The sequence below is a fragment of the Pseudomonas sp. PWP3-1b2 genome, from assembly GCF_049896045.1.
GTDB classification, from domain to species: domain Bacteria; phylum Pseudomonadota; class Gammaproteobacteria; order Pseudomonadales; family Pseudomonadaceae; genus Aquipseudomonas; species Aquipseudomonas antarctica_B.
This window is the reverse complement of the sequence record NZ_JAFCTN010000013.1, coordinates 50,262-70,252: the sequence shown is the minus strand read 5'-3', so window position 1 is coordinate 70,252 and position 19,991 is coordinate 50,262. Positions and strand designations below refer to the sequence as shown.

The window sequence follows — 19,991 nt, the reverse complement described above, 5'->3', positions numbered from 1 at the left end:
GAGTATGAATGAACAAGCTGGCGGAAAAAGTCCAACAGGCTTTGGTAACGGCCATCGGCAACGATGACCTGGTTCTGCCGACATTACCGGAAGTGGCCCTGAAGATTCGTCAGGCCGCCGAAGACCCGGATATCAGCATCAGCCACTTGAGCAAAGTGATCAGTCGCGATACTGCGCTGTCAGCGCGCCTGATCAAAGTGGTCAACAGCCCCCTGCTGCGTGCAACCCAGGAAGTTACCGACCTGCACACTGCTATCACTCGGCTGGGCACCAACTACAGCAGCAACCTGGCAATTGGCCTGGTGATGGAACAGATCTTCCACGCCCGCTCGGAAGTCGTCGAACTGAAAATGCGTGAAGTGTGGCGTCGCAGCCTGGAAGTAGCGGGCGTGAGTTATGCCCTGTGCCGCCGTCACAGCCAGCTCAAGCCTGATCAAGCGGCACTTGGCGGCTTGGTGCATCAGATTGGCGTACTGCCCATTCTTACGTACGCCGAAGACCATTACGAACTGCTGTCCGACCCGGTCAGCCTCAACCATGTGATCGAAAGCATTCATCCGGCGCTGGGGGACAAACTGTTGGGCGGCTGGGATTTTCCGGAAATGCTGGCGAAACTGCCGGGGCAATACCTGGACCTGGAACGCGACTCCCCACGCCTGGACTACATCGACATCGTGCAAGTGGCTGTGCTGTATTGCCACCGCGGCACCGATCATCCACTGGCTCACGTAGCCCTTGCGGACCTGCCGGCAATCAAGAATCTGCGAGTCGACCCCACCAGCGAAACCCTTCGCGCAGAGCTGGATGAAGCGCGCTCAATGTTTTACTGATCAACCCGCGATAAAACTCACGCGCACCTTCAACCCCGCCAACTCGCCATCGTGCAGGCTGATCTGCGCCAGATGCGCGCGGCAGATTTCCCCGACGATCGCCAGCCCCAGCCCCGACCCCATGCCTTGCTGGCTCCGGCGATAGAAACGTTCAAACACCCGGTCCCGCTCATCCAGCGGGATACCCGGGCCATCGTCTTCAACTTCAAGAACGGCTGGCGCCGTGACGCGCAGAATCACATTGCCGCCCGGCGGCGTGTGGGCCAACGCGTTATCCACCAGGTTACTCAGCAACTCGTTCAACAGGGTCGGCTCGCCGCGCAACCACACCGGTTCATCCGCTTCCAGCGCCAGGGCGACGCCACGCGCGTGAGCCAGCGGCGCCATGGCCATGCCCAGCTCACGGGCCAATTGGCTGAGGTCGAGTAACTGCGCGCCGCCTTCAGCGATGGCCCGGGCGCCGTTTTCGATACGCGCCAGCGACAGCAGTTGATTCGCCAAGTGGGTCAGGCGGTCGGTGCCTTGGGCGGCGGTTTCCAGCGTGCTGCGCCAGGTAACCGGGTCGTCGGCACGCAGGCCCAGTTCCAGCCGCGCCTTGAGCGCCGCCAGCGGAGTACGCAGTTCGTGGGCGGCATCGGCAATAAACTGCGCCTGACGCTCAAACTGGCCGCGCAGACGCTCGGTGAAGTGGTTGAGCGAACGCACCAACGGGCCAAATTCATCTTGCACCTCGACCAGCGGCAGCGGCCGCAGGTCGTCGGGCTGGCGCTCTTCCACCGCCGTGCGCAGACGCTCCAGCGGACGCAACGCGGCGCTGACGGCAAACCACACGAGCAGCAACGCGCCGATGGCCAGCATGCCAAGGCGCAGCAAGGTGTCGGCCATGAGGCTACGGGCCATGCTCTCGCGCGCTTCATCGGTTTCCGCGACGCGAATCTCTGCCATGCCATTCATATTCGGCTCGGAGACCGCCTTGAGCAGGCTGACCACGCGCACATTCTGGCCCTGATACGTGGCGTTGTAGAACCGCGCCAACGCCGGGTAGTGATCGGTGCGCGGTGTGCCAGGCGGCGGCCCGGGAAGGTTTTCGTAGCCAGAGATCAGCTTTTTATCAATGTCATTGACCTGATAATAAATGCGCCCGGCGCTGTCGTAGGCAAAGGTGTCCAGGGCCACATACGGCACGTTGGCGCTCAGGGTGCCGTCCACTTGGGTCAGACCGGCGGCGATGGTGCGCGCCGAGGCCAGCAAGGTGCGGTCGTAGGCGGTGTCGGCGGCTTCGCGACCGTTCCAGTAGGCGCTCATGCCGCTGGCGAGCATCAACACCACCAGCAACAGCGCCAGGTTCCACAGCAACCGCCAGCGCAGGCTGCTGGGCTTATGCATCACGGGCTTCCAGCAAATAGCCCAGGCCACGGAAGGTCACGATGGCGATGGGCTGGCCGTCGAGCTTCTTGCGCAGGCGATGCACATAAATTTCGATGGCGTCGGGGCTGGCTTCTTCATCCAGCCCGAAAACCTGGGAGGCGAGTTGCTCCTTGCTCATCACCCGGCCCGGGCGAGCGATCAAGGCTTCCAGTACGGCCTGCTCGCGGGACGTCAGCGTCATCAGCTCGCCACCCACTGTAAAACGTCGAGTATCCAGGTCATAGACCAGCACCCCGCAGGTTTGCTGACGCTCGCCGCCCAGCACACTGCGCCGTAGCAGCGCTTTTACCCGCGCCTCCAATTCAGTCAGTTCAAAGGGCTTGGCCAGGTAGTCGTCAGCGCCCAGATTCAGGCCGTGAACGCGGTCCTTCACGTCACTGCGCGCGGTCAGCATCAGCACAGGCAGATTTTTCCCACGCGCCCGCAACCGCGCCAATACCTCGAAACCGTCCATGCGCGGCAAGCCCACATCGAGCACCACGGCCGCGTATTCCTCACTGCTCAAGGCCAGGTCCGCAGCCACGCCGTCGTGCAGCACGTCAACGGTCAAACCCATGCCCTTGAGCGCTTGGGCGACGCTTTCGGCAAGTTGCAGATGGTCTTCAACCAAGAGAACACGCATGGATTTTTACCTCGTTCGGGCATGGTCGACGCCACGCTTTGCCGGGCAGTTTACAGGCGCCGACTGCCCTGTGAAGCCCGAAAACATTGAAAGGCAACTGAAAGGTTAGTGAAAGCTTCGCCCTTTAGCATCCAGCGACGGTGGGCAATGCCCGCCCAGCTGCCTGATCCGCAGCGCCCGAAAAACGCCTCGAAGCGTTTTCGCCAAAAATAAGAACAATAACGGAGTACATAACGATGCTGTCGACTCAGCGCCAGGCCGCCTCGCCTGTTCGTTTTTCTCGTCTTGCCAAGACCACCCTTGCCAGTGCTACCGCCCTCGCCGGCTTTTCGCCGATGAGTCAGGCTGCCTTTTTCGAAGACAGCAGCGGCACCCTCGAAACCCGCAACATGTACTTCAACCGCGACTTTCGCGACGGCACCGGTGCCCTGCAATCCAAGCGTGACGAATGGGCTCAGGGCTTCATGCTCAACCTGCAATCGGGCTACACCGACGGCACCGTCGGCTTCGGCGTGGATGCGCTGGGCATGCTCGGCGTCAAACTCGACTCCAGCCCCGACCGCACCGGCACCGGCCTGCTGCCAACGCACGACGATGGCCGCGCCGCCAACGAGTACTCCAAGCTGGGCGTGACCGGCAAAGTGAAAGTCTCCGCCACCGAGCTGAAAATCGGTTCGTTGATCCCTGAATTGCCGATCCTCAAGCCCAACGACGGCCGCATTCTGCCGCAGACCTTCAACGGCGGCTTGCTGACCTCCAAGGAATTCAAAAACCTGGTGCTTACCGGTGGCCGCTTGGACAAGGCCAGGGACCGCGACGACACCAGCTACGAAGACATCGCCCTCAACAACAAGAACAGCCGCTTCCTCAGTGGCGCCACCGGCAAGCATTTCAACTTCGGTGGCGCGGACTATAAGTTTGCCGACAAGATCACCGGCAGCTACCACTTCGCCCAACTCGATGACGTGTACCGCCAGCATTTTCTCGGCCTGGTCGCCGCCCGCCCGATGGGCCCCGGCACTGTCGGCGCTGACGTGCGCCTGGCCATCAGTGATGACACCGGCAGCGCGCGTGGCGGCAAAATAGACAACACATCCTTCAGCAGCCTGTTCAGCTATGGCCTCAATGGCCATAAGCTCAGCGCCGGCTACCAGCGCATGTTCGGTGACAGCGCGTTCCCGTATGTGGATGGCAGCGACCCGTACCTGGTCAACTTTGTCCAAATCAATGACTTTGCCGGCGCCGAAGAGCGTTCCTGGCAGGCGCGCTACGACTACGACTTCGCCAAGCTGGGCATTCCCGGTTTGAGCTTCATGAGCCGTTACCTGTCGGGTGACAACATCAAGCTCAAGAACGGCGAGACCGCCAAGGAGTGGGAACGCAACAGCGAGGTCCGCTACGTGGTGCAAAGCGGCACATTCAAGGATGTGGCCTTTCGCCTGCGCAACGCCACTTACCGCACCAACTATTCGGCGCGTGATGCAGATGAGGTACGCGTACTCGTCAGCTACAGCGTCGCACTGTGGTAAGTGCACTCAGGCAAGCAGCAACTCATAACAACAAGACGGAGAAAACCATGACCTTTTCACTGCGTAAACTGGCCCTCACTGCCGGCTGCATGATGTTCGCCGGCCACCTGCTGGCCGCCGACGAACCCAAGCGCCCGGAGTGCATCGCCCCCGCCTCCCCTGGCGGTGGTTTTGACCTGACCTGCAAACTGGCGCAAAGCGCGCTGGTCAACGAAAAGTTGCTGAGCAAGCCCATGCGCGTGACCTACATGCCCGGCGGCGTCGGCGCGGTGGCCTACAACGCAGTGGTCGCCCAGCGCCCGGCGGACGGCGGCACGCTTGTGGCCTGGTCCAGCGGTTCGCTGTTGAACCTGGCCCAGGGCAAGTTCGGTCGTTTCGATGAAAGCGCCGTGCGCTGGCTGGCGGCGGTCGGCACCAGCTACGGTGCTATCGCGGTGAAAAGCGATTCGCCCTACAAGACCCTCGACGATCTCGTCAAAGCCCTGAAGAAAGATCCAGGCAGCGTAGTGATTGGTTCCGGCGGCACCGTCGGCAGCCAGGACTGGATGCAAACCGCCCTGATCGCCAAGGCCGCCGGGATCAACCCGCGCGAATTGCGCTACGTGGCCCTCGAAGGCGGCGGCGAAATCGCCACTGCCTTGCTCGGTGGTCATATCCAGGTCGGCAGCACCGACATCTCCGACTCCATGCCGCACATCCTCAGCGGTGACATGCGCCTGCTGGCGGTGTTCGCCGAAGAGCGCCTGAACGAGCCGGAAATGAAGAACATTCCGACCGCCAGAGAGCAAGGCTACGACATCGTCTGGCCAGTGGTTCGCGGTTTCTACCTCGGGCCAAAAGTCAGCGATGCCGACTACGCCTGGTGGAAAGAGGCGTTCGACAAACTGCTGGCCTCCGAAGAGTTCGCCAAGCTGCGTGACCAGCGCGAGCTGTTCCCGTTCGCCATGACCGGCCCGGAACTGGACACCTACGTGAAGAAACAGGTGGCTGACTACAAAGTGCTGGCCAAAGAGTTCGGCCTGATCCAGTAACTGCCCCTCTGTGGGAGCGGGCTTGCCCGCGAACAACCTCAACGATGACGCGTGCTGCCTGGCTACACGCGCCGCCCTTGGGTTCTTCGTGAGCAAGCTCGCGCCTACAAGACTCCAAGGAGTTTCCTATGCTCTTACAACGCATTTTCGCCGGTGTGCTATTGCTGGCCTGCGCGATTCTCGCGCTGATGGCCTGGCCGTATCAGGCAGCATTTTCCTACGAGCCGGTGGGGCCACGCGCCTTCCCGCTGCTGATGCTCGGGCTGATGAGCCTGGCACTGATCTACATGCTGATTCGCCCGCAGGCGACCAAACATACTGAAGAAGAACCGGCACTGGACCGCGCCACCCTGATCAAGATCGGCATTTGCGTGGCATTGCTGATCGTGTTCGCTGGCACCTTCGAATCCCTGGGTTTCATCCTCAGCAGCCTACTGATCGGCATCCCGATGGCGCGCCTGTATGGCGGCCGCTGGTTGCCCAGTGTGGTGATCGTCAGCCTGATGGCCATCGGTCTTTATCTGTTGTTCGATAAAGTCATGGATGTGCCTCTGCCCCTTGGCCTGCTCGACGTTCTGGAGAACTGATATGGATACTTTCGGCTATTTGGGCCAGGGCTTCGGCGTTGCACTGTCCCCCTACAACCTGGTGACCGCGCTGTGCGGCACCTTGATCGGCACCGTGGTCGGCCTGCTGCCGGGCCTGGGTCCGATCAACGGCGTCGCCTTGTTGATTCCCATCGCCTTCGCCCTCGGCCTGCCACCGGAGTCGGCATTGATCCTGCTGGCAGCGGTGTACCTGGGCTGCGAATACGGCGGCCGTATCAGCTCGATCCTGCTGAACATTCCGGGCGAAGCCTCCACCGTAATGACCACCCTCGACGGCTACCCGATGGCCCGCAAAGGCCTGGCCGGTGTAGCCCTGTCGCTGTCGGCATGGAGTTCGTTCATCGGCGCGTTTATCGCCACCTGCGGCATGGTGCTGTTTGCGCCGCTGTTGGCTAAATGGGCGATTGCCTTCGGCCCGGCGGAATATTTCGTACTGATGGTGTTCGCGATTGTTTGCCTCGGCGGCATGGCGGGCGATAAACCATTGAAGACGTTTGTGGCGGCACTGATCGGCCTGTTTTTGTCGGCGGTCGGCATCGACGCCAACAGCGGCGTGTACCGCTTTACCGGCGATAACATCCACCTCACCGACGGTATCCAGTTTGTGGTGTTGGTGCTGGGCTTGTTCTCCATCAGCGAAATCCTGTTGCTGCTGGAAAAAACCCACCGTGGCCAGGAAGCGGTAAAAGCCACCGGGCGGATGATGTTCAACTTCAAGGAAGCGTCGTCGGTGTTTGTGGTGAACATCCGCTGCGGCCTGCTCGGCTTCATCATGGGCGTGTTGCCGGGGGCTGGTGCGACCCTGGCATCAGCCGTTGCCTACATGACCGAAAAACGCCTGGCCGGTGCCAGCGGTAAATTCGGCGAGGGCGACATGCGCGGCCTCGCCGCTCCAGAAACCGCCATTGGCGCATCCGCCTGCGGCGCCCTGGTGCCGATGCTGACCCTCGGCGTACCGGGTTCGGGCACCACGGCGGTGATGATCGGCGCGCTGTCGCTGTACAACATCACGCCTGGCCCACTGCTGTTCCAACAGCAACCGGACATCGTGTGGGGCCTGATCGCTTCGTTGTTTATCGCCAACATCATGCTGGTGATCCTCAACATCCCGATGATCCGCATCTTCACCCGCATCCTTGCCGTGCCGAACTGGGCGCTGGTGCCGGTGATCGCCATCATTACCGCGATTGGTGTGTACGCCGTTCACGCCACCACTTTCGACCTGTTCCTGATGGTCGGCATTGGCATCTTCGGTTACATCCTGCGCAAGCTGGACTTCCCGCTGTCGCCGGTGCTGCTGGGCTTTATCCTCGGCGGCTTGATGGAGCAAAACCTGCGCCGCGCGCTATCGATTTCCAACGGTGCACTGGAAATCCTCTGGTCGAGCCCGATCACTTTTGGTGTGTGGGTACTGACCGCAATCATGCTGTTTGTGCCGTTACTGCGCATCTACCGCAAACGCGCCCTGCAGCGTCGTGCCGTGGCCGATGTCTGAGGTCAGCTTTAAACAATGGTGGGGAACACCGCTGGTCGGCCTGGCCGGCGGTTACCTGGCCAGCCTTGTCGGCTGGCCTTTGCCGTATATGGTCGGCTCGTTGCTGGCGATTATCCTGGTGCGCTGCCTGACGCCGTGGCAGTTGGCCGAAATACCCGGCGGCCGCAAATGCGGCCAATGGGTGGTGGGCATCGGCATCGGGCTGCACTTCACCCCGCTGGTGATCGAGCAGGTGATGAGCCACTTCGGTTTGATCTTCTTCGGCGCGCTGGTCACCAGCCTGTCGAGCATTGTCGGCGTGTGGTTGATGCGCCGCAGCGGTGAAGACCGCGCTACCGCGTTTTTCTCCAGCATGCCGGGCGGTTCCGGCGAGATGGTCAACCTCGGCGCACGCAATGGCGCGGTGCTTAGCCGTGTCGCGGCCGGGCAGAGTTTGCGGGTGCTGGTGGTGGTGCTGTGTGTTCCGGCGATCTTCAAGTATTTGCTGGAGGGCGGCGCACCGCAGTTTCACCCCGCGCCGGTGAGCTGGATGTGGCTGGCGGTGCTGTTTCCGATAGGCGCGCTGGTCGCCTGGGGCTGGCAGCGTTTGCGTCAGCCAAACCCGTGGCTGTTCGGGCCGCTACTGGTGAGTGCTACGGCGAGTGTTTTATGGGACTTGCACATCGGCCTGCCGGACGGCGGCAGCCAGATTGGCCAATGGTTGATCGGCAGTGGTTTGGGCTGCCACTTCAACCGTCAGTTCTTTCGTCGGGCGCCGGCGTTCATGGGCCGCACATTGATCGGGACGGCCCTGACCATGGCGCTGGCGACATTGGCGGCGGTGGGCTTGAGTGCGCTGACGCACCTGGATTTGCGCTCATTGACCTTGGGCATGATGCCGGGCGGCATTGCTGAGATGAGTTTGACGGCGGAGACCTTGCAACTGTCGGTGCCGCTGGTCACGGCAATGCAGGTGATGCGTTTGTTGTTTGTGCTGTTTTTGGCGGAGCCGTTGTTCAGGCACTGGAATCGCCAGCCCGAATGATCTTGAAGCTTTGCACAATTCCAATGTGGGAGCTGGCTTGCCTGCGATAGCGGTAGGCTAGCCAACAAATCTGTCGACTGACAGTCAGTCATCGCAGGCAAGCCAGCTCCCACATTTGATCGTGATTGGTCTTAAATCGGCGGCAACCGCCACTCGATCGGCGTCTCGCCATTCTGCTCCAGAAACTTGTTCGTCCGGCTGAAATGCCCACACCCCAAAAACCCGCGATACGCCGACAGCGGCGACGGGTGCACCGACGTCAGCACCAGGTGCTTGGTGGCATCCACCAGCTTCTGCTTGCCCTGGGCATGCGCGCCCCACAGCAAAAACACCAGGTGCGGCTGATGCTCGCTGACCACTTCGATCACCCGATCGGTAAAGTGCTGCCAGCCTTTGCCCGCATGGGCGTTGGCATTGGCGCGCTCGACGGTCATGGTGGTGTTGAGCATCAACACACCCTGATCGGCCCAGCTCTGCAGGCATCCGTGGTTGGGGATGTCGATGTTCAAGTCACGCTTGAGCTCTTTGTAGATGTTCACCAGCGAGGGCGGCGTTGGCACGCCTGGCTGCACTGAAAAGCACAAACCGTGGGCCTGACCGGGGCCGTGATACGGGTCCTGGCCGAGAATCACAACCTTGACCTTGTCCAGCGGCGTGGAATTAAGCGCATTGAAAATCAGCGGGCCAGGCGGATAGATCTCTTTACCGGCAGCATGTTCCTGGCGCAGAAACTCGCGTAATGCAGCCATGTAGGGCTTATCGAACTCCTCGCGCAGGGCGTGTTTCCAGCTGGGTTCGAGTTTGATACGGTCGCCATCGGTCATGGTGGGGTCATCGCGTAAAAAAGAATGGGCGAACCCTAGGAAAGCCGACCCCGCTTGTCAATTGATCTGACACACAACCGGCACTTTCCCGCGAAGGGATCATACTGAGCCTTCACTGTCTCGATTGAGGTCACAATGAACCTGCACTTCGAAGAGCTGACCGGCAACAACGGTGCCCGCCTCGGCATCGCCAGCCTGGACGCTGAAAAGTCCCTCAACGCACTGTCCCTGCCGATGATCCTGGCCCTGAACGAACGCCTGGATGCGTGGGCCAAAGACCCGAACGTCACTTGCGTGCTGCTGCGCGGCAACGGCCCCAAGGCTTTTTGCGCCGGTGGCGAAGTACGCAGCCTGGCGCAGGCTTGCCGTGAACAGCCAGGCGTTGTGCCGCCGCTGGCCGCAGACTTTTTTGCGGCGGAATATCGCCTCGACTATCGCCTGCACACCTACCCCAAACCGCTGATTTGCTGGGGCCATGGTTATGTGCTGGGCGGCGGCATGGGTCTGCTGCAGAGCGCCGCCGTGCGCATCGTCACGCCGAGCAGCCGCCTGGCCATGCCCGAAATCAGCATCGGTTTGTACCCGGACGTGGGCGCCAGCTGGTTCCTGTCCCGCTTGCCCGGCAAGCTCGGCGTGTTCCTGGGCCTCACCGGCGCACACATCAACGGTCGTGACGCTCTGGATTTGGGCCTGGCCGACCGCTTTCTGCGCGACGACCAGCAAGACGAGTTGATCGAAGGCCTGCTGCAACTGAACTGGCAGGAACAAACCGCCATTCAACTCAACAGCCTGCTCAGGGCGCTGGCACAGGAAGCTGTCGACCAGCAACCCGAAGCGCAATGGCTGCCGCGCCGGGCTCAGATCGACGAATGGCTGGATGTAGGCGATGTGCGTTGTGCCTGGCGCGCCTTGAGCCTGTTACGCGACCACGCCGACCCGTTGTTCAGCCGCGCCGGCAAGACCCTCAGCGAAGGGTGCCCGCTGACCGCGCACCTGGTGTGGGAACAGATTCAACGGGCGCGGCATTTGTCGTTGGCCGAAGTGTTCCAGATGGAATACACATTAAGCCTCAATTGCTGCCGTCATCCGGAATTCAGCGAAGGGGTGCGTGCGCGGCTAATCGACAAAGACCAGGCACCTCACTGGCACTGGCCCGACATCAACACCGTGCCCGATGCGGTGGTGCAAGCGCACTTCAGCAAAGCGTGGGAAGGCAGGCACCCTCTGGCAGACCTGTCCGACTATTAACGGGTCGCCCCTTCAGATTTCAACGGTAAATGCACAATTATCCGGTTGGCTGTCCAGGCAAACGTAAACATCCAGTTTCAATGGATCGACGGCGAGTTCCCAATGCAGGGAGCTCGTCAGCGACATGGTAGTGGGCTGACCGGGCCGGTCATATTGCAAGGCCACCGTCTTCCCATTGCCCATCCGATAAACGCACCGGTCCAGAAGGCCATTTTCCCGCTCCTTGCCGTTGCTCGGTGTGAAGAGTGCGCCAATAAAACTGTTGGCGAAGTTGGGCGAATCAACCTCGTGGCTTTTCCACTGAGATTGCCCGTTATTGGCCACGAAGTAGCCATTTACATATTTGATCGACGACGGATAGGGGCAACTCTGTTCTGCGTAAACTTGCGTGATACCTGCCCCCGCCAGAAAACACAGGCACGTTAGTTGACTGATCATAAAGCGCTGGTTCCATTACCTAGTGGTACACCGGATACGCACGACGGCGCTATCGCATTGAATCCCGGCTGAAACCCTCGCAATAGCTGTCAGATTTGACAGTCCCGACGAATGGCAGGCAAAAAAAAGCGGCGCTCGAAGCGCCGCTTTACATCAAAAGCCTTCAACGATGGCCGCCGCCGCGCCCCCCGCCATGATCGCCGCCACGACCGTGCCCCCCATTCCCCCAGTGTCCGCCCCCCCAGCCCTGGTTCGGATAAGGCCGGTAACCGGGTCTGGGGTAGTAACGCGGCGCCGGCTGGTAATAACGCGGCGACGAGTAATAGCGTGGTTGAGGTGCGTAGTAGCGCGGTGGGGCGTAATAGCTGCGTCCGGACTGATAATACGTCGGGCCGCCGTAGTAGTACGCCGGTGCCGGGGCGGTATAAACCTCGGAGCGATAGTAGGTAACGCCTCCATCGTAGGGCACGCAAGCTGAAAGGGTCAGGCCAAGCAAAGCGGTGAGTAGCAGTCGTCGATACATGGCGGCCTCCTGGACCGCGGAAGAGCACCTCCAGCGACGCTGGGGAGCGGCATTCAGCTTTCACTGAATGACGAAATATCTGACATCGAAAACCGAATCTGGTGCGTTTTCGACACAGGTTGAAACATGTGTTTCAGACGAACCGATCGCCTCATTGCAGTGCGACCGCGCACCAGCGCAATGCACAAACAGTTACCGGTCTATTCCCCTCGCACGCAAACCCGCGATCTACACGCTTGCCTGCCACTTGGCACGACTCTCGCTTTGCCTACCCCGTGCAGGATTCATAACAGGTTCGCGGCACCACAATTTGCAATGGCTGACTAGGGTTCCGGCTCGCTTGACGCGAGTGGCTGGTCCGAGAGTTGGCGACCTCCAGTTGAGGTTACACGGCGGGATAAAAGCCCGGGAGACAAGCCACCGTTTACGGTGCCGCGTTGCTCCTGCTCGCCCATGTTCAACTGGAGAAAACCCATGCCATCACCCCGTTTACCCGCCCTGCTCGCCGCCGCCTTCGCCGCCGTGCTGAGCTTCCAAACCCAGGCCGCCCCCAAAGATCACTTCAGTGTGTGCTGGACGATCTACGCCGGCTGGATGCCCTGGGAGTACGCAGGCAGCAGCGGCATCCTCGACAAGTGGGCCAGGAAATACGGCATCACCATCGACATGGTCCAGCTCAACGACTACGTCGAATCCATCAACCAATACACCGCCGGCCAGTTTGACGGCTGCACCATGACCAATATGGACGCCCTGACCATCCCCGCCGCCGGTGGCGTGGACAGCACCGCGCTGGTGGTCAGCGACTTTTCCAACGGCAACGACGGCGTGGTGATCAAAGGCACCGGCAAAACCGTGGCCGACCTCAAAGGCATGAACGTCAACCTGGTGGAACTCTCCGTTTCCCACTACCTGCTGGCCCGCGCGCTGGAGTCCGCCGACCTCAGCGAAAAAGACCTGAAAGTGGTCAACACCTCCGACGCCGACATCGCCGCCGCCTTCAACACCGATCAGGTGCAAGCCGTCACTACCTGGAACCCGATGCTGTCCGAGATCAAGGCCAAACCGGGCGTCAGCGAAGTGTTTGACTCAAGCAAAGTGCCCGGCGAAATCATGGACATGATGGTGGTCAACACCCAGACCCTCAAAGACAACCCGAAGCTGGGCAAAGCGCTCACCGGCGCCTGGTTTGAAGTGGTCGCGCTGATGAATGCCAAGAACGCCGCCAGCACCGAGGCGCTGGAACACATGGCAAAAGCCTCCGGCACCGACCTCAAGGGTTTCCAGTCGCAACTGGACACCACCAAGCTGTTCGCCACGCCGAAGGAAGCCCTGGCCTTCGCCACCAGCGCGCAGTTGCCGGCGACCATGCGCAAGGTCGCGCAGTTCTCGTTTGAACATGGCCTGCTTGGTGAAGGCGCCAAGGACACCGGCGCCGTGGGCATGAGCTTCGCCAATGGCGTGACCAGCGGCGACACGGCCAACCTCAAGCTGCATTTCGACCCCAGCTACGTACAGATGGCCACCGACGGCACGCTGTAAGAGGACCTGGCCATGCGCCTGATCAACCGTCACCCGGAGCGCTCCAGCCGCCTGCTGTTGGTGTTGCTGCCGTTCGCGTTGCTGCTGTTTGCCTACTTCGTGGGCTCGGCCGAGCGCTTGGCGCAAAACCCCAACGACAAGCTGCTGCCAAGCGCCGTGCAAATGGGCGACGCGGTAAAACGCCTGGCGTTCAGCGCTGATGCACGCACCGGTGAATACGTGCTGTGGCAAGACAGCGCGTCGAGCCTGCGCCGCCTCGCAATCGGCTTAGGGATAAGCGCCCTCGCGGGTCTGTGCCTGGGCATCGCCGCCGGAACGTTGCCGCTGTTTGGCGCGCCGTTGTCGCCGCTGCTCACGGTGCTGTCGATGGTGCCGCCGCTGGCGATTCTGCCGATTCTGTTCATCGTGTTCGGGCTTGGGGAATTGTCGAAGGTGATGCTGATCGTCATCGGCATCACCCCGGCGCTGGCACGCGACCTGGAACAGCGCGCGCGGGAAATCCCCGTGGAGTTGCTGGTGAAAGCGCAGACCCTCGGCGCTTCCACCTGGACGCTGATGCTGCGCGTGGTGCTCCCGCAATTATTGCCGCGCCTGCTGATTTCGCTGCGCCTGATGCTCGGCTCGGCGTGGTTGTTTCTGATCGCCGCCGAAGCCATCGCCTCCACCGACGGGTTGGGCTACCGGATCTTCCTGGTGCGCCGCTACCTGGCAATGGACGTGATTTTGCCCTACGTAGTGTGGATCACCCTGCTCGCCTGGCTGATGGACTGGGGCCTCAAGGCCCTGACCCGGCGCGCGTTCCCCTGGTACGAAGGAGCGCGGGCATGAGCTTTATCAGCGTCAACAATGTGTGGCAGCGCTACGGCGACCAAGTGGTGCTGGAAGGCCTCAACCTGCACGTCGCCGAGGGTGAATTCTGCACCCTGGTCGGCACCTCGGGCTGCGGCAAGTCCACGTTTCTGCGCCTGCTGCTGGGCCAGGAAACCGCGAGCAAAGGCCAGATCCTGCTCGACGGCCAACCGCTGGCTGCCGAGCCGGATGCCAGCCGTGGTGTGGTGTTTCAGCGGTATTCGGTGTTCCCGCATTTGAGCGTGCTGGACAACGTTGCCCTTGGCCTTGAACTGCCGCGCTCACGCCTGCTCGGGCGGCTGTTCGGCAAGGCGAAAAAAGACGCACGGGAACAGGCCTGCGCACTGCTGCAAAAAGTCGGCCTCGGCCATGCCCTGGACAAGTACCCGGCGCAGCTTTCGGGCGGCATGCAACAACGGCTGGCCATCGCCCAGGCGCTGATCATGAAACCCCGCGTATTGCTGCTGGACGAACCCTTCGGCGCCCTCGACCCGGGCATTCGCAAAGACATGCACCAGTTGCTGCTGGAACTGTGGCGCGAAACCCGGCTGACCGTGTTCATGGTCACCCACGACCTCAGCGAAGGCTTCAGCCTCGGCACGCGCCTGCTGGTGTTCGACAAGGTCCGCGTCGACCCCCACGCCCCCGGCGCGTATGGCGCCCGCATCACCTACGACATCCCTTTGAACAGCGAGCGCCGCAAAGCGCTCGCCGCCGAACCTGGAGCTATTTCCACATGACCGATTCCACTCAACTGTTCCCACCGTTCGCCGAGGAAATGCTCCCCGGCGGCGGCCACCGTTCTTTCGTGCTCAAGCGCGGCCAATTGCTGCGCCTCACCGACCTGCGTGGCGGTGCCAATGTCAGCCTGACGTTGCTCAACGCCAACGAAAAAACCGAGCGCCTGAACCTGCCCGACAGCCTCAAATGCCAACACACCGCCAAGCTCACCACGGGCCATTGCCTGTATTCGGACATGGGCCGCGTGCTCGCTGCGATCGCGGCCGACACCTGCGGCTGGAGTGACAGCATCGGCGGCGTGTTATGTGCCGCGGAAGTGGCCGAAAAATACGGCCAGGGGCGCTATCAAGAGCTGCGCAACGGTTTTTATCGCAACGGCACCGACAACCTGCTGGTGGAGTTGGGCAAGTGGGGGCTGGGCCTGTCCGACGTGCTGATGACCCTAAACCTGTTCAGCCGCGTCAGCGTCGACGAAGACGGCGCCTTGCACTTTGTGCCGGGCAATTCCAAAGCCGGTGACTACATCGAACTGTATGCACCGATGGACACGCTGGTGGTGCTCACCGCCCTGCAACACCCGATGGACCCCAACCCCGACTATGCCCCACAACCGCTGAAACTCAGCCTGATGAACGCCGACAAAAGCGTCGCCGAACACTGCCGCACCTCGCGCCCGGAAAACGAGCGCGGCTTTATCAATACCGACCGCCTGTTCGCTTGAGGAGCTGCCATGTCTATCGCACTGAAACAACCTGACGCAGCGGTGTACCGCGCGACCATTCCCGCCGGCGAGCCGTGGCTGATGGAAGTCAAGGCCGGCCAGACCCTGCGCATCCTCGACCTTGAGGGCAACCAGGCCGTCGACACGCTGTTCTACAGCCTCAAAAACCCGCGCGAGCGCTATGACGTGCAACGCACCTTGCGCCGGCAAAACAGCGTCTACCTGAGCACCGGCAGCGTGCTGTATTCCAACCTCGGCCAGCCGATGCTGACCATCGTCGCCGACACCTGCGGGCGCCACGACACCCTCGGCGGCGCCTGCGCCCAAGAGAGCAACACCGTGCGTTACGCCCTGGAAAAACGCTACATGCACAGCTGCCGCGACAACTACCTGCGCGCCTGCGCCCACGACGGGCGGCTGGGTAAAGGCGACATCGGGCCGAACATCAATTTCTTCATGAACGTGCCGGTGACGGCTGACGGCGGGCTGACGTTTGAAGACGGTATTTCCGCCCCTGGCAAGTACGTCGACCTGCGCGCGGAGATGGACGTGATCGTGCTGATTTCCAACTGCCCGCAACTGAACAACCCTTGCAACGCCTACAACCCGACCCCTGCGGAGTTACTGGTATGGAACTGAAGCTCAAGCGCCTGCGCATTTGGCTTTTCACACTGTGCCAATCCCGCGCCGGGCAGTGCCTTAACAAACAATGAAGCTCAACTGTGGGAGCTGGCTTGCCTGCGATAGCGGTGTATCAACCTACAAATGGGTTAGCTGACACACCGCCATCGCGGGCAAGCCCGGCTCCCACAGTTGATCTGCATCTGTTTCAGAATGTGCGCTGCGGACGACCGTAGCGCCTACCCCACTTTGCGGGACGGCCCGCAGGGTTTTGCCATGTTCGAAAAACTCTTGATCGCCAACCGTGGCGCTATCGCCTGTCGCATCCTGCGCACCTTGCGCGAACTGCAGGTCAAAGGCGTCGCGGTGTACGCCGAGGCGGATGCCGCCAGCCTGCATATCCGCCAAGCCGATGAGGCCTACAGCCTCGGCGAAGGCGCGGCGGCGGGCACCTATCTGGCGGTGGAAAAAATTCTCGCCACGGCCAAGGCCTGTGGCGCCAAAGCAATTCATCCCGGCTATGGGTTTCTCTCGGAAAACGCAGCCTTTGCGCAAGCGTGTGAAGACGCGGGCATTGCCTTTGTCGGCCCTACGCCGCAACAGTTGCGCGTCTTCGGTCTCAAACACACCGCGCGAGCATTGGCCAAAAAGCATCAAGTCCCGCTGCTGGAAGGTACCGAGCTACTCGACAGCCTCGATGCAGCGCTTTCGGCCGCTGACAGCGTGGGCTATCCGGTGATGCTGAAAAGCACGGCCGGCGGCGGCGGTATCGGCATGCGCGTGTGCCGCAGTGCGCCGGAGTTGAGTGAGTCCTTCGAGGCCGTCAAACGCCTGGGCCAGAACAACTTCAGCGACGCCGGTGTGTTTATCGAAAAATACATCCAGCATGCTCGCCACCTTGAAGTACAGGTGTTTGGCGACGGCGCGGGCGAGGTGATCGCCCTCGGCGTACGTGACTGCTCGGTGCAGCGACGCAACCAGAAAGTCCTCGAAGAAACCCCGGCGCCGAACCTGCCTGACGGCATGGCCGAAGCACTGTGTTCGGCAGCGATCACCCTCGCCAAAGCCGTCAATTACCGCAGCGCAGGCACCGTGGAATTTATCTTTGACAGCGCTGACGGGCGCTTCTATTTCCTCGAAGTGAACACGCGCTTGCAGGTGGAACACGGCGTCACCGAACAAGTCTGGGGCGTCGACCTGGTGCGCTGGATGGTGCAACTGGCCGCCGGTGAATTGCCGCCATTGAACACGCTGGCGCTGAAACCCAACGGCCATGCCATTCAGGCGCGGCTGTACGCCGAAGACCCGGGCAAGGATTTCCAGCCGAGCCCAGGGCTGTTGACCCGCGTGGATTTCCCGGTTGCCGATGGCTTGCGTATCGACACCTGGGTTGAAGCCGGTTGCGAGATCCCGCCCTACTTCGACCCGATGATCGCCAAGCTCATCACCTGGGCGCCCACCCGCGAACAAGCGCGGCTGGACCTGCATCAAGCCCTGAGCGACAGTCAGCTTTACGGCGTGGAAACCAACCGCGATTACTTGCGCCAGATTCTGCTCGCCGCACCGTTCGCCAGCGGCCGCCCCTGGACGCGTTGCCTGGAAGATTTGGTCTACACCGCCGACACCGTTGAGGTGCTCAGCGCCGGTACGCAAACCAGTGTGCAGGATTACCCTGGCCGTCTCGGCTACTGGGCCGTCGGCGTGCCGCCGTCAGGGCCGATGGACAGCCGTGCGCTGCGCCTGGGCAATCGTCTGCTGGGGAATAACGACGGCGCGGCGGCGCTGGAAATCACCATGAGCGGGCCGCTGCTGCGCTTCAATTGCGCGGCGGTTGTGACAGTGACCGGGGCGGACATTGCGTTGCTGCTGAATGACGAACCCGTGCCGATGAATACCGCCTTGCTGATTGAACCGGGTGCGGTGCTGAGCCTCGGCACTATCGCCGGGGCCGGCGCGCGCAGCTACCTGTGTGTACGCGGCGGGCTGCAAGTGCCGGACTACTTGGGCAGTAAAAGCACCTTCACCCTCGGCCAGTTTGGCGGGCATGGCGGACGGGCCTTGCGCGCCGGGGATGTGTTGCACCTGACGTCCTTGGTGGATGCCAACGCCGGGCAACAACTGATCCCGGAACCGCTGGCCCAGGTGCGCACACTGCGCGTGATTTACGGCCCCCATGGCGCACCGGAATACTTCAAGCCCGAGTACATCGACACCTTCTTTGCCACCCAATGGGAAGTGCACTTCAACTCCAGCCGCACCGGCGTGCGGTTGATCGGACCGAAGCCGTTATGGGCGCGTACGGATGGCGGTGAGGCGGGGCTGCATCCGTCGAATATTCATGACAACCCTTACGCAATCGGAGCCGTGGACTTTACCGGTGACATGCCGGTAATCCTCGGGCCGGACGGTCCGAGCCTCGGCGGGTTTGTGTGCCCGGTGACGGTGATCGAGGCCGACCTTTGGCAGCTCGGGCAACTGAAGGCGGGCGACAAGCTGCGTTTCGAACCGGTGAACCTCAAGGCTGCCCGTGATCTCGCCTTGAAATGGGATCAATGTGGGAGCTGGCTTGCCTGCGATACAGGCAACTCGGTCCTGCAGGCAGACCCCAGTGATGCCATCGCGGGCAAGCCCGGCTCCCACAGTTATCTCGAGTCGCCAGTGGTATTGGATGTAGGCGACGACGATACTCGTCTGGTCGCGCGCCTCGCCGGCGACACCCACCTGTTGCTGGAAATCGGCGCCGCCGAACTCGACTTGGTCTTGCGCTTTCGCGGCCACGCCCTGATGCAAGCCCTCGAAGCCCGCGCCCTGCCCGGCGTGATCGACCTGACGCCAGGCATTCGCTCGTTGCAAATCCACTACCAGCCTGAACAGTTGCCCCTGGCCGATCTGCTGCCGCTGATCACTCAGGAATGGTCCACCGTGTGCGCCACGCAAAACCTGCAAGTGCCCTCGCGCATCGTGCATTTGCCGCTGTCGTGGGACGACCCGGCGTGCCAGCTCGCCATCGAAAAATACATGACCACCGTGCGCAAAGATGCGCCCTGGTGCCCGAGCAACCTTGAATTCATTCGCCGCATCAACGACCTGGCAAACCTCGACGAAGTGCGCCACACGGTGTTCGACGCCAGCTACCTGGTGATGGGCCTGGGCGACGTGTACCTCGGCGCACCGGTCGCCACGCCGCTGGACCCACGCCACCGTTTGGTCACCACCAAATACAACCCGGCGCGCACCTGGACTGCCGAAAACTCGGTAGGCATCGGCGGCTCCTACTTGTGCGTGTATGGCATGGAAGGCCCCGGCGGCTACCAGTTCGTGGGGCGCACGTTGCAAATGTGGAACCGCTACCGGGAAGTCGCGGCGTTTGATGGCAAGCCGTGGTTGCTGCGGTTTTTCGACCAGATCCGGTTCTATCCGGTGAGCGCCGAGGAATTGGTAAAAATACGCCGCGACTTCCCGCTCGGGCGTTTTGAATTGAGCATCGAACACAGCCAGCTGAACCTGGCGGACTATCAGGATTTTCTGGCGCGGGAAGCCTCAAGCATCGGCGCGTTTCGTGAGCATCAGCAGCAGGCTTTCAATGCCGAGCGCGAACGCTGGATCGCCAGCGGTCAGGCGCACTTCGACAGCGAAGAGCAGGCGGCGCCGCTGAGTGAAGACACGCCCCTGGGCGCCAACGAATGCAGCATCGACAGCCCCATCGCCGGCAACCTTTGGCAGGTGCAGGTTGCCGCTGGCCAGCGGGTTGAACCCGGTGATGTGCTGGTGATTCTGGAGTCCATGAAAATGGAAATTCCTGTTGTTGCGCCGTTCGCCGGCACCGTGCGCGAAATTCCCGTGCAACCCGGCAGCGGCATTGGCGCCGGGCAACGTGTGATGGTGCTGGAACGTGACTGACTTTTCTCTTTTGACAG

The 19,991-nt window shown here is 61.6% G+C and carries 18 protein-coding genes and 1 riboswitch; of the genes, 13 read left to right on the top strand and 5 right to left on the bottom strand.

Going from position 1 to position 19,991, the window contains the following annotated elements:
* The first annotated feature begins 8 nt into the window (after positions 1-8).
* Complete coding sequence (locus ACP7A2_RS11170) at positions 9-830, top strand: HDOD domain-containing protein (RefSeq protein WP_426134247.1); 822 nt, start codon at positions 9-11, stop codon at positions 828-830.
* On the opposite strand, the gene ACP7A2_RS11165 is transcribed toward ACP7A2_RS11170, so the two are convergent.
* Both ACP7A2_RS11165 and ACP7A2_RS11160 read right to left on the bottom strand, forming a co-directional pair.
* Positions 831-2,216, bottom strand: coding sequence for a sensor histidine kinase (locus ACP7A2_RS11165; RefSeq protein WP_426134246.1), 1,386 nt, complete (start codon positions 2,214-2,216; stop codon positions 831-833).
* On the bottom strand, positions 2,209-2,880 hold the full coding sequence (locus ACP7A2_RS11160) for a response regulator (RefSeq protein ID WP_375069271.1): 672 nt from the start codon (positions 2,878-2,880) through the stop codon (positions 2,209-2,211). The genes ACP7A2_RS11165 and ACP7A2_RS11160 overlap by 8 nt, the downstream gene beginning before the upstream one ends.
* A gap of 236 nt (positions 2,881-3,116) precedes the next feature.
* On the opposite strand from ACP7A2_RS11160, the gene ACP7A2_RS11155 reads away from it, so the two are divergent.
* The 5 genes from ACP7A2_RS11155 to ACP7A2_RS11135 all read left to right on the top strand — a co-directional run bounded on the left by ACP7A2_RS11155 (position 3,117) and on the right by ACP7A2_RS11135 (position 8,567).
* Positions 3,117-4,409: an OprD family porin gene (locus ACP7A2_RS11155; protein ID WP_426134245.1), complete on the top strand. Its 1,293-nt coding sequence runs from the start codon at positions 3,117-3,119 to the stop codon at positions 4,407-4,409.
* Positions 4,410-4,456: 47 nt separating this feature from the next.
* Positions 4,457-5,440: a Bug family tripartite tricarboxylate transporter substrate binding protein gene (locus ACP7A2_RS11150; RefSeq protein ID WP_426134244.1), complete on the top strand. Its 984-nt coding sequence runs from the start codon at positions 4,457-4,459 to the stop codon at positions 5,438-5,440.
* A 128-nt stretch (positions 5,441-5,568) separates the two neighbouring features.
* Positions 5,569-6,027, top strand: a complete 459-nt coding sequence (locus ACP7A2_RS11145; RefSeq protein WP_426134243.1) for a tripartite tricarboxylate transporter TctB family protein — start codon at positions 5,569-5,571, stop codon at positions 6,025-6,027.
* 1 nt (position 6,028) lies between these two features.
* A complete protein-coding gene (locus ACP7A2_RS11140; RefSeq protein WP_426134242.1) occupies positions 6,029-7,543 on the top strand; it encodes a tripartite tricarboxylate transporter permease in 1,515 nt (504 codons plus the stop codon).
* Positions 7,536-8,567, top strand: a complete 1,032-nt coding sequence (locus ACP7A2_RS11135) for an AbrB family transcriptional regulator (protein ID WP_426134241.1) — start codon at positions 7,536-7,538, stop codon at positions 8,565-8,567. The genes ACP7A2_RS11140 and ACP7A2_RS11135 overlap by 8 nt, the downstream gene beginning before the upstream one ends.
* Positions 8,568-8,698: 131 nt before the next feature.
* Here the strand turns inward: ACP7A2_RS11135 and ung are convergent, their stop codons facing one another.
* Positions 8,699-9,391, bottom strand: a complete 693-nt coding sequence (gene ung / locus ACP7A2_RS11130) for a uracil-DNA glycosylase (RefSeq protein WP_426134240.1) — start codon at positions 9,389-9,391, stop codon at positions 8,699-8,701.
* Between the two features lie 135 nt (positions 9,392-9,526).
* On the opposite strand from ung, the gene ACP7A2_RS11125 reads away from it, so the two are divergent.
* A complete protein-coding gene (locus tag ACP7A2_RS11125; RefSeq protein ID WP_426134239.1) occupies positions 9,527-10,639 on the top strand; it encodes an enoyl-CoA hydratase/isomerase family protein in 1,113 nt (370 codons plus the stop codon).
* Positions 10,640-10,651: 12 nt separating this feature from the next.
* On the opposite strand, the gene ACP7A2_RS11120 is transcribed toward ACP7A2_RS11125, so the two are convergent.
* Together ACP7A2_RS11120 and ACP7A2_RS11115 are read right to left on the bottom strand one after the other, a co-directional pair.
* Positions 10,652-11,077, bottom strand: coding sequence for a DUF3757 domain-containing protein (locus ACP7A2_RS11120; protein WP_426134238.1), 426 nt, complete (start codon positions 11,075-11,077; stop codon positions 10,652-10,654).
* A gap of 163 nt (positions 11,078-11,240) precedes the next feature.
* Positions 11,241-11,600: a hypothetical protein gene (locus ACP7A2_RS11115; protein ID WP_426134237.1), complete on the bottom strand. Its 360-nt coding sequence runs from the start codon at positions 11,598-11,600 to the stop codon at positions 11,241-11,243.
* Positions 11,601-11,912: 312 nt separating this feature from the next.
* Positions 11,913-12,014, top strand: a riboswitch (guanidine-I (ykkC/yxkD leader).
* Between the two features lie 60 nt (positions 12,015-12,074).
* On the opposite strand from ACP7A2_RS11115, the gene ACP7A2_RS11110 reads away from it, so the two are divergent.
* The 6 genes from ACP7A2_RS11110 to uca all read left to right on the top strand — a co-directional run bounded on the left by ACP7A2_RS11110 (position 12,075) and on the right by uca (position 19,974).
* On the top strand, positions 12,075-13,142 hold the full coding sequence (locus ACP7A2_RS11110) for a putative urea ABC transporter substrate-binding protein (RefSeq protein WP_426134236.1): 1,068 nt from the start codon (positions 12,075-12,077) through the stop codon (positions 13,140-13,142).
* Between the two features lie 12 nt (positions 13,143-13,154).
* Positions 13,155-13,970, top strand: a complete 816-nt coding sequence (locus ACP7A2_RS11105) for an ABC transporter permease (RefSeq protein ID WP_348061400.1) — start codon at positions 13,155-13,157, stop codon at positions 13,968-13,970.
* Positions 13,967-14,731, top strand: a complete 765-nt coding sequence (locus ACP7A2_RS11100; protein WP_426134235.1) for an ABC transporter ATP-binding protein — start codon at positions 13,967-13,969, stop codon at positions 14,729-14,731. The genes ACP7A2_RS11105 and ACP7A2_RS11100 overlap by 4 nt, the downstream gene beginning before the upstream one ends.
* Positions 14,728-15,453: an urea amidolyase associated protein UAAP1 gene (locus ACP7A2_RS11095; RefSeq protein WP_426134234.1), complete on the top strand. Its 726-nt coding sequence runs from the start codon at positions 14,728-14,730 to the stop codon at positions 15,451-15,453. Before ACP7A2_RS11100 ends, ACP7A2_RS11095 begins: the two co-directional genes overlap by 4 nt.
* Before the next feature lie 9 nt (positions 15,454-15,462).
* Positions 15,463-16,092 carry an urea amidolyase associated protein UAAP2 gene (locus ACP7A2_RS11090; RefSeq protein WP_348057918.1) on the top strand — a complete coding sequence of 210 codons (630 nt, stop codon included), beginning with the start codon at positions 15,463-15,465 and terminating at the stop codon, positions 16,090-16,092.
* A 258-nt stretch (positions 16,093-16,350) separates the two neighbouring features.
* Positions 16,351-19,974 carry an urea carboxylase gene (gene uca, locus ACP7A2_RS11085; RefSeq protein ID WP_426134233.1) on the top strand — a complete coding sequence of 1,208 codons (3,624 nt, stop codon included), beginning with the start codon at positions 16,351-16,353 and terminating at the stop codon, positions 19,972-19,974.
* Positions 19,975-19,991: the final 17 nt, after the last annotated feature.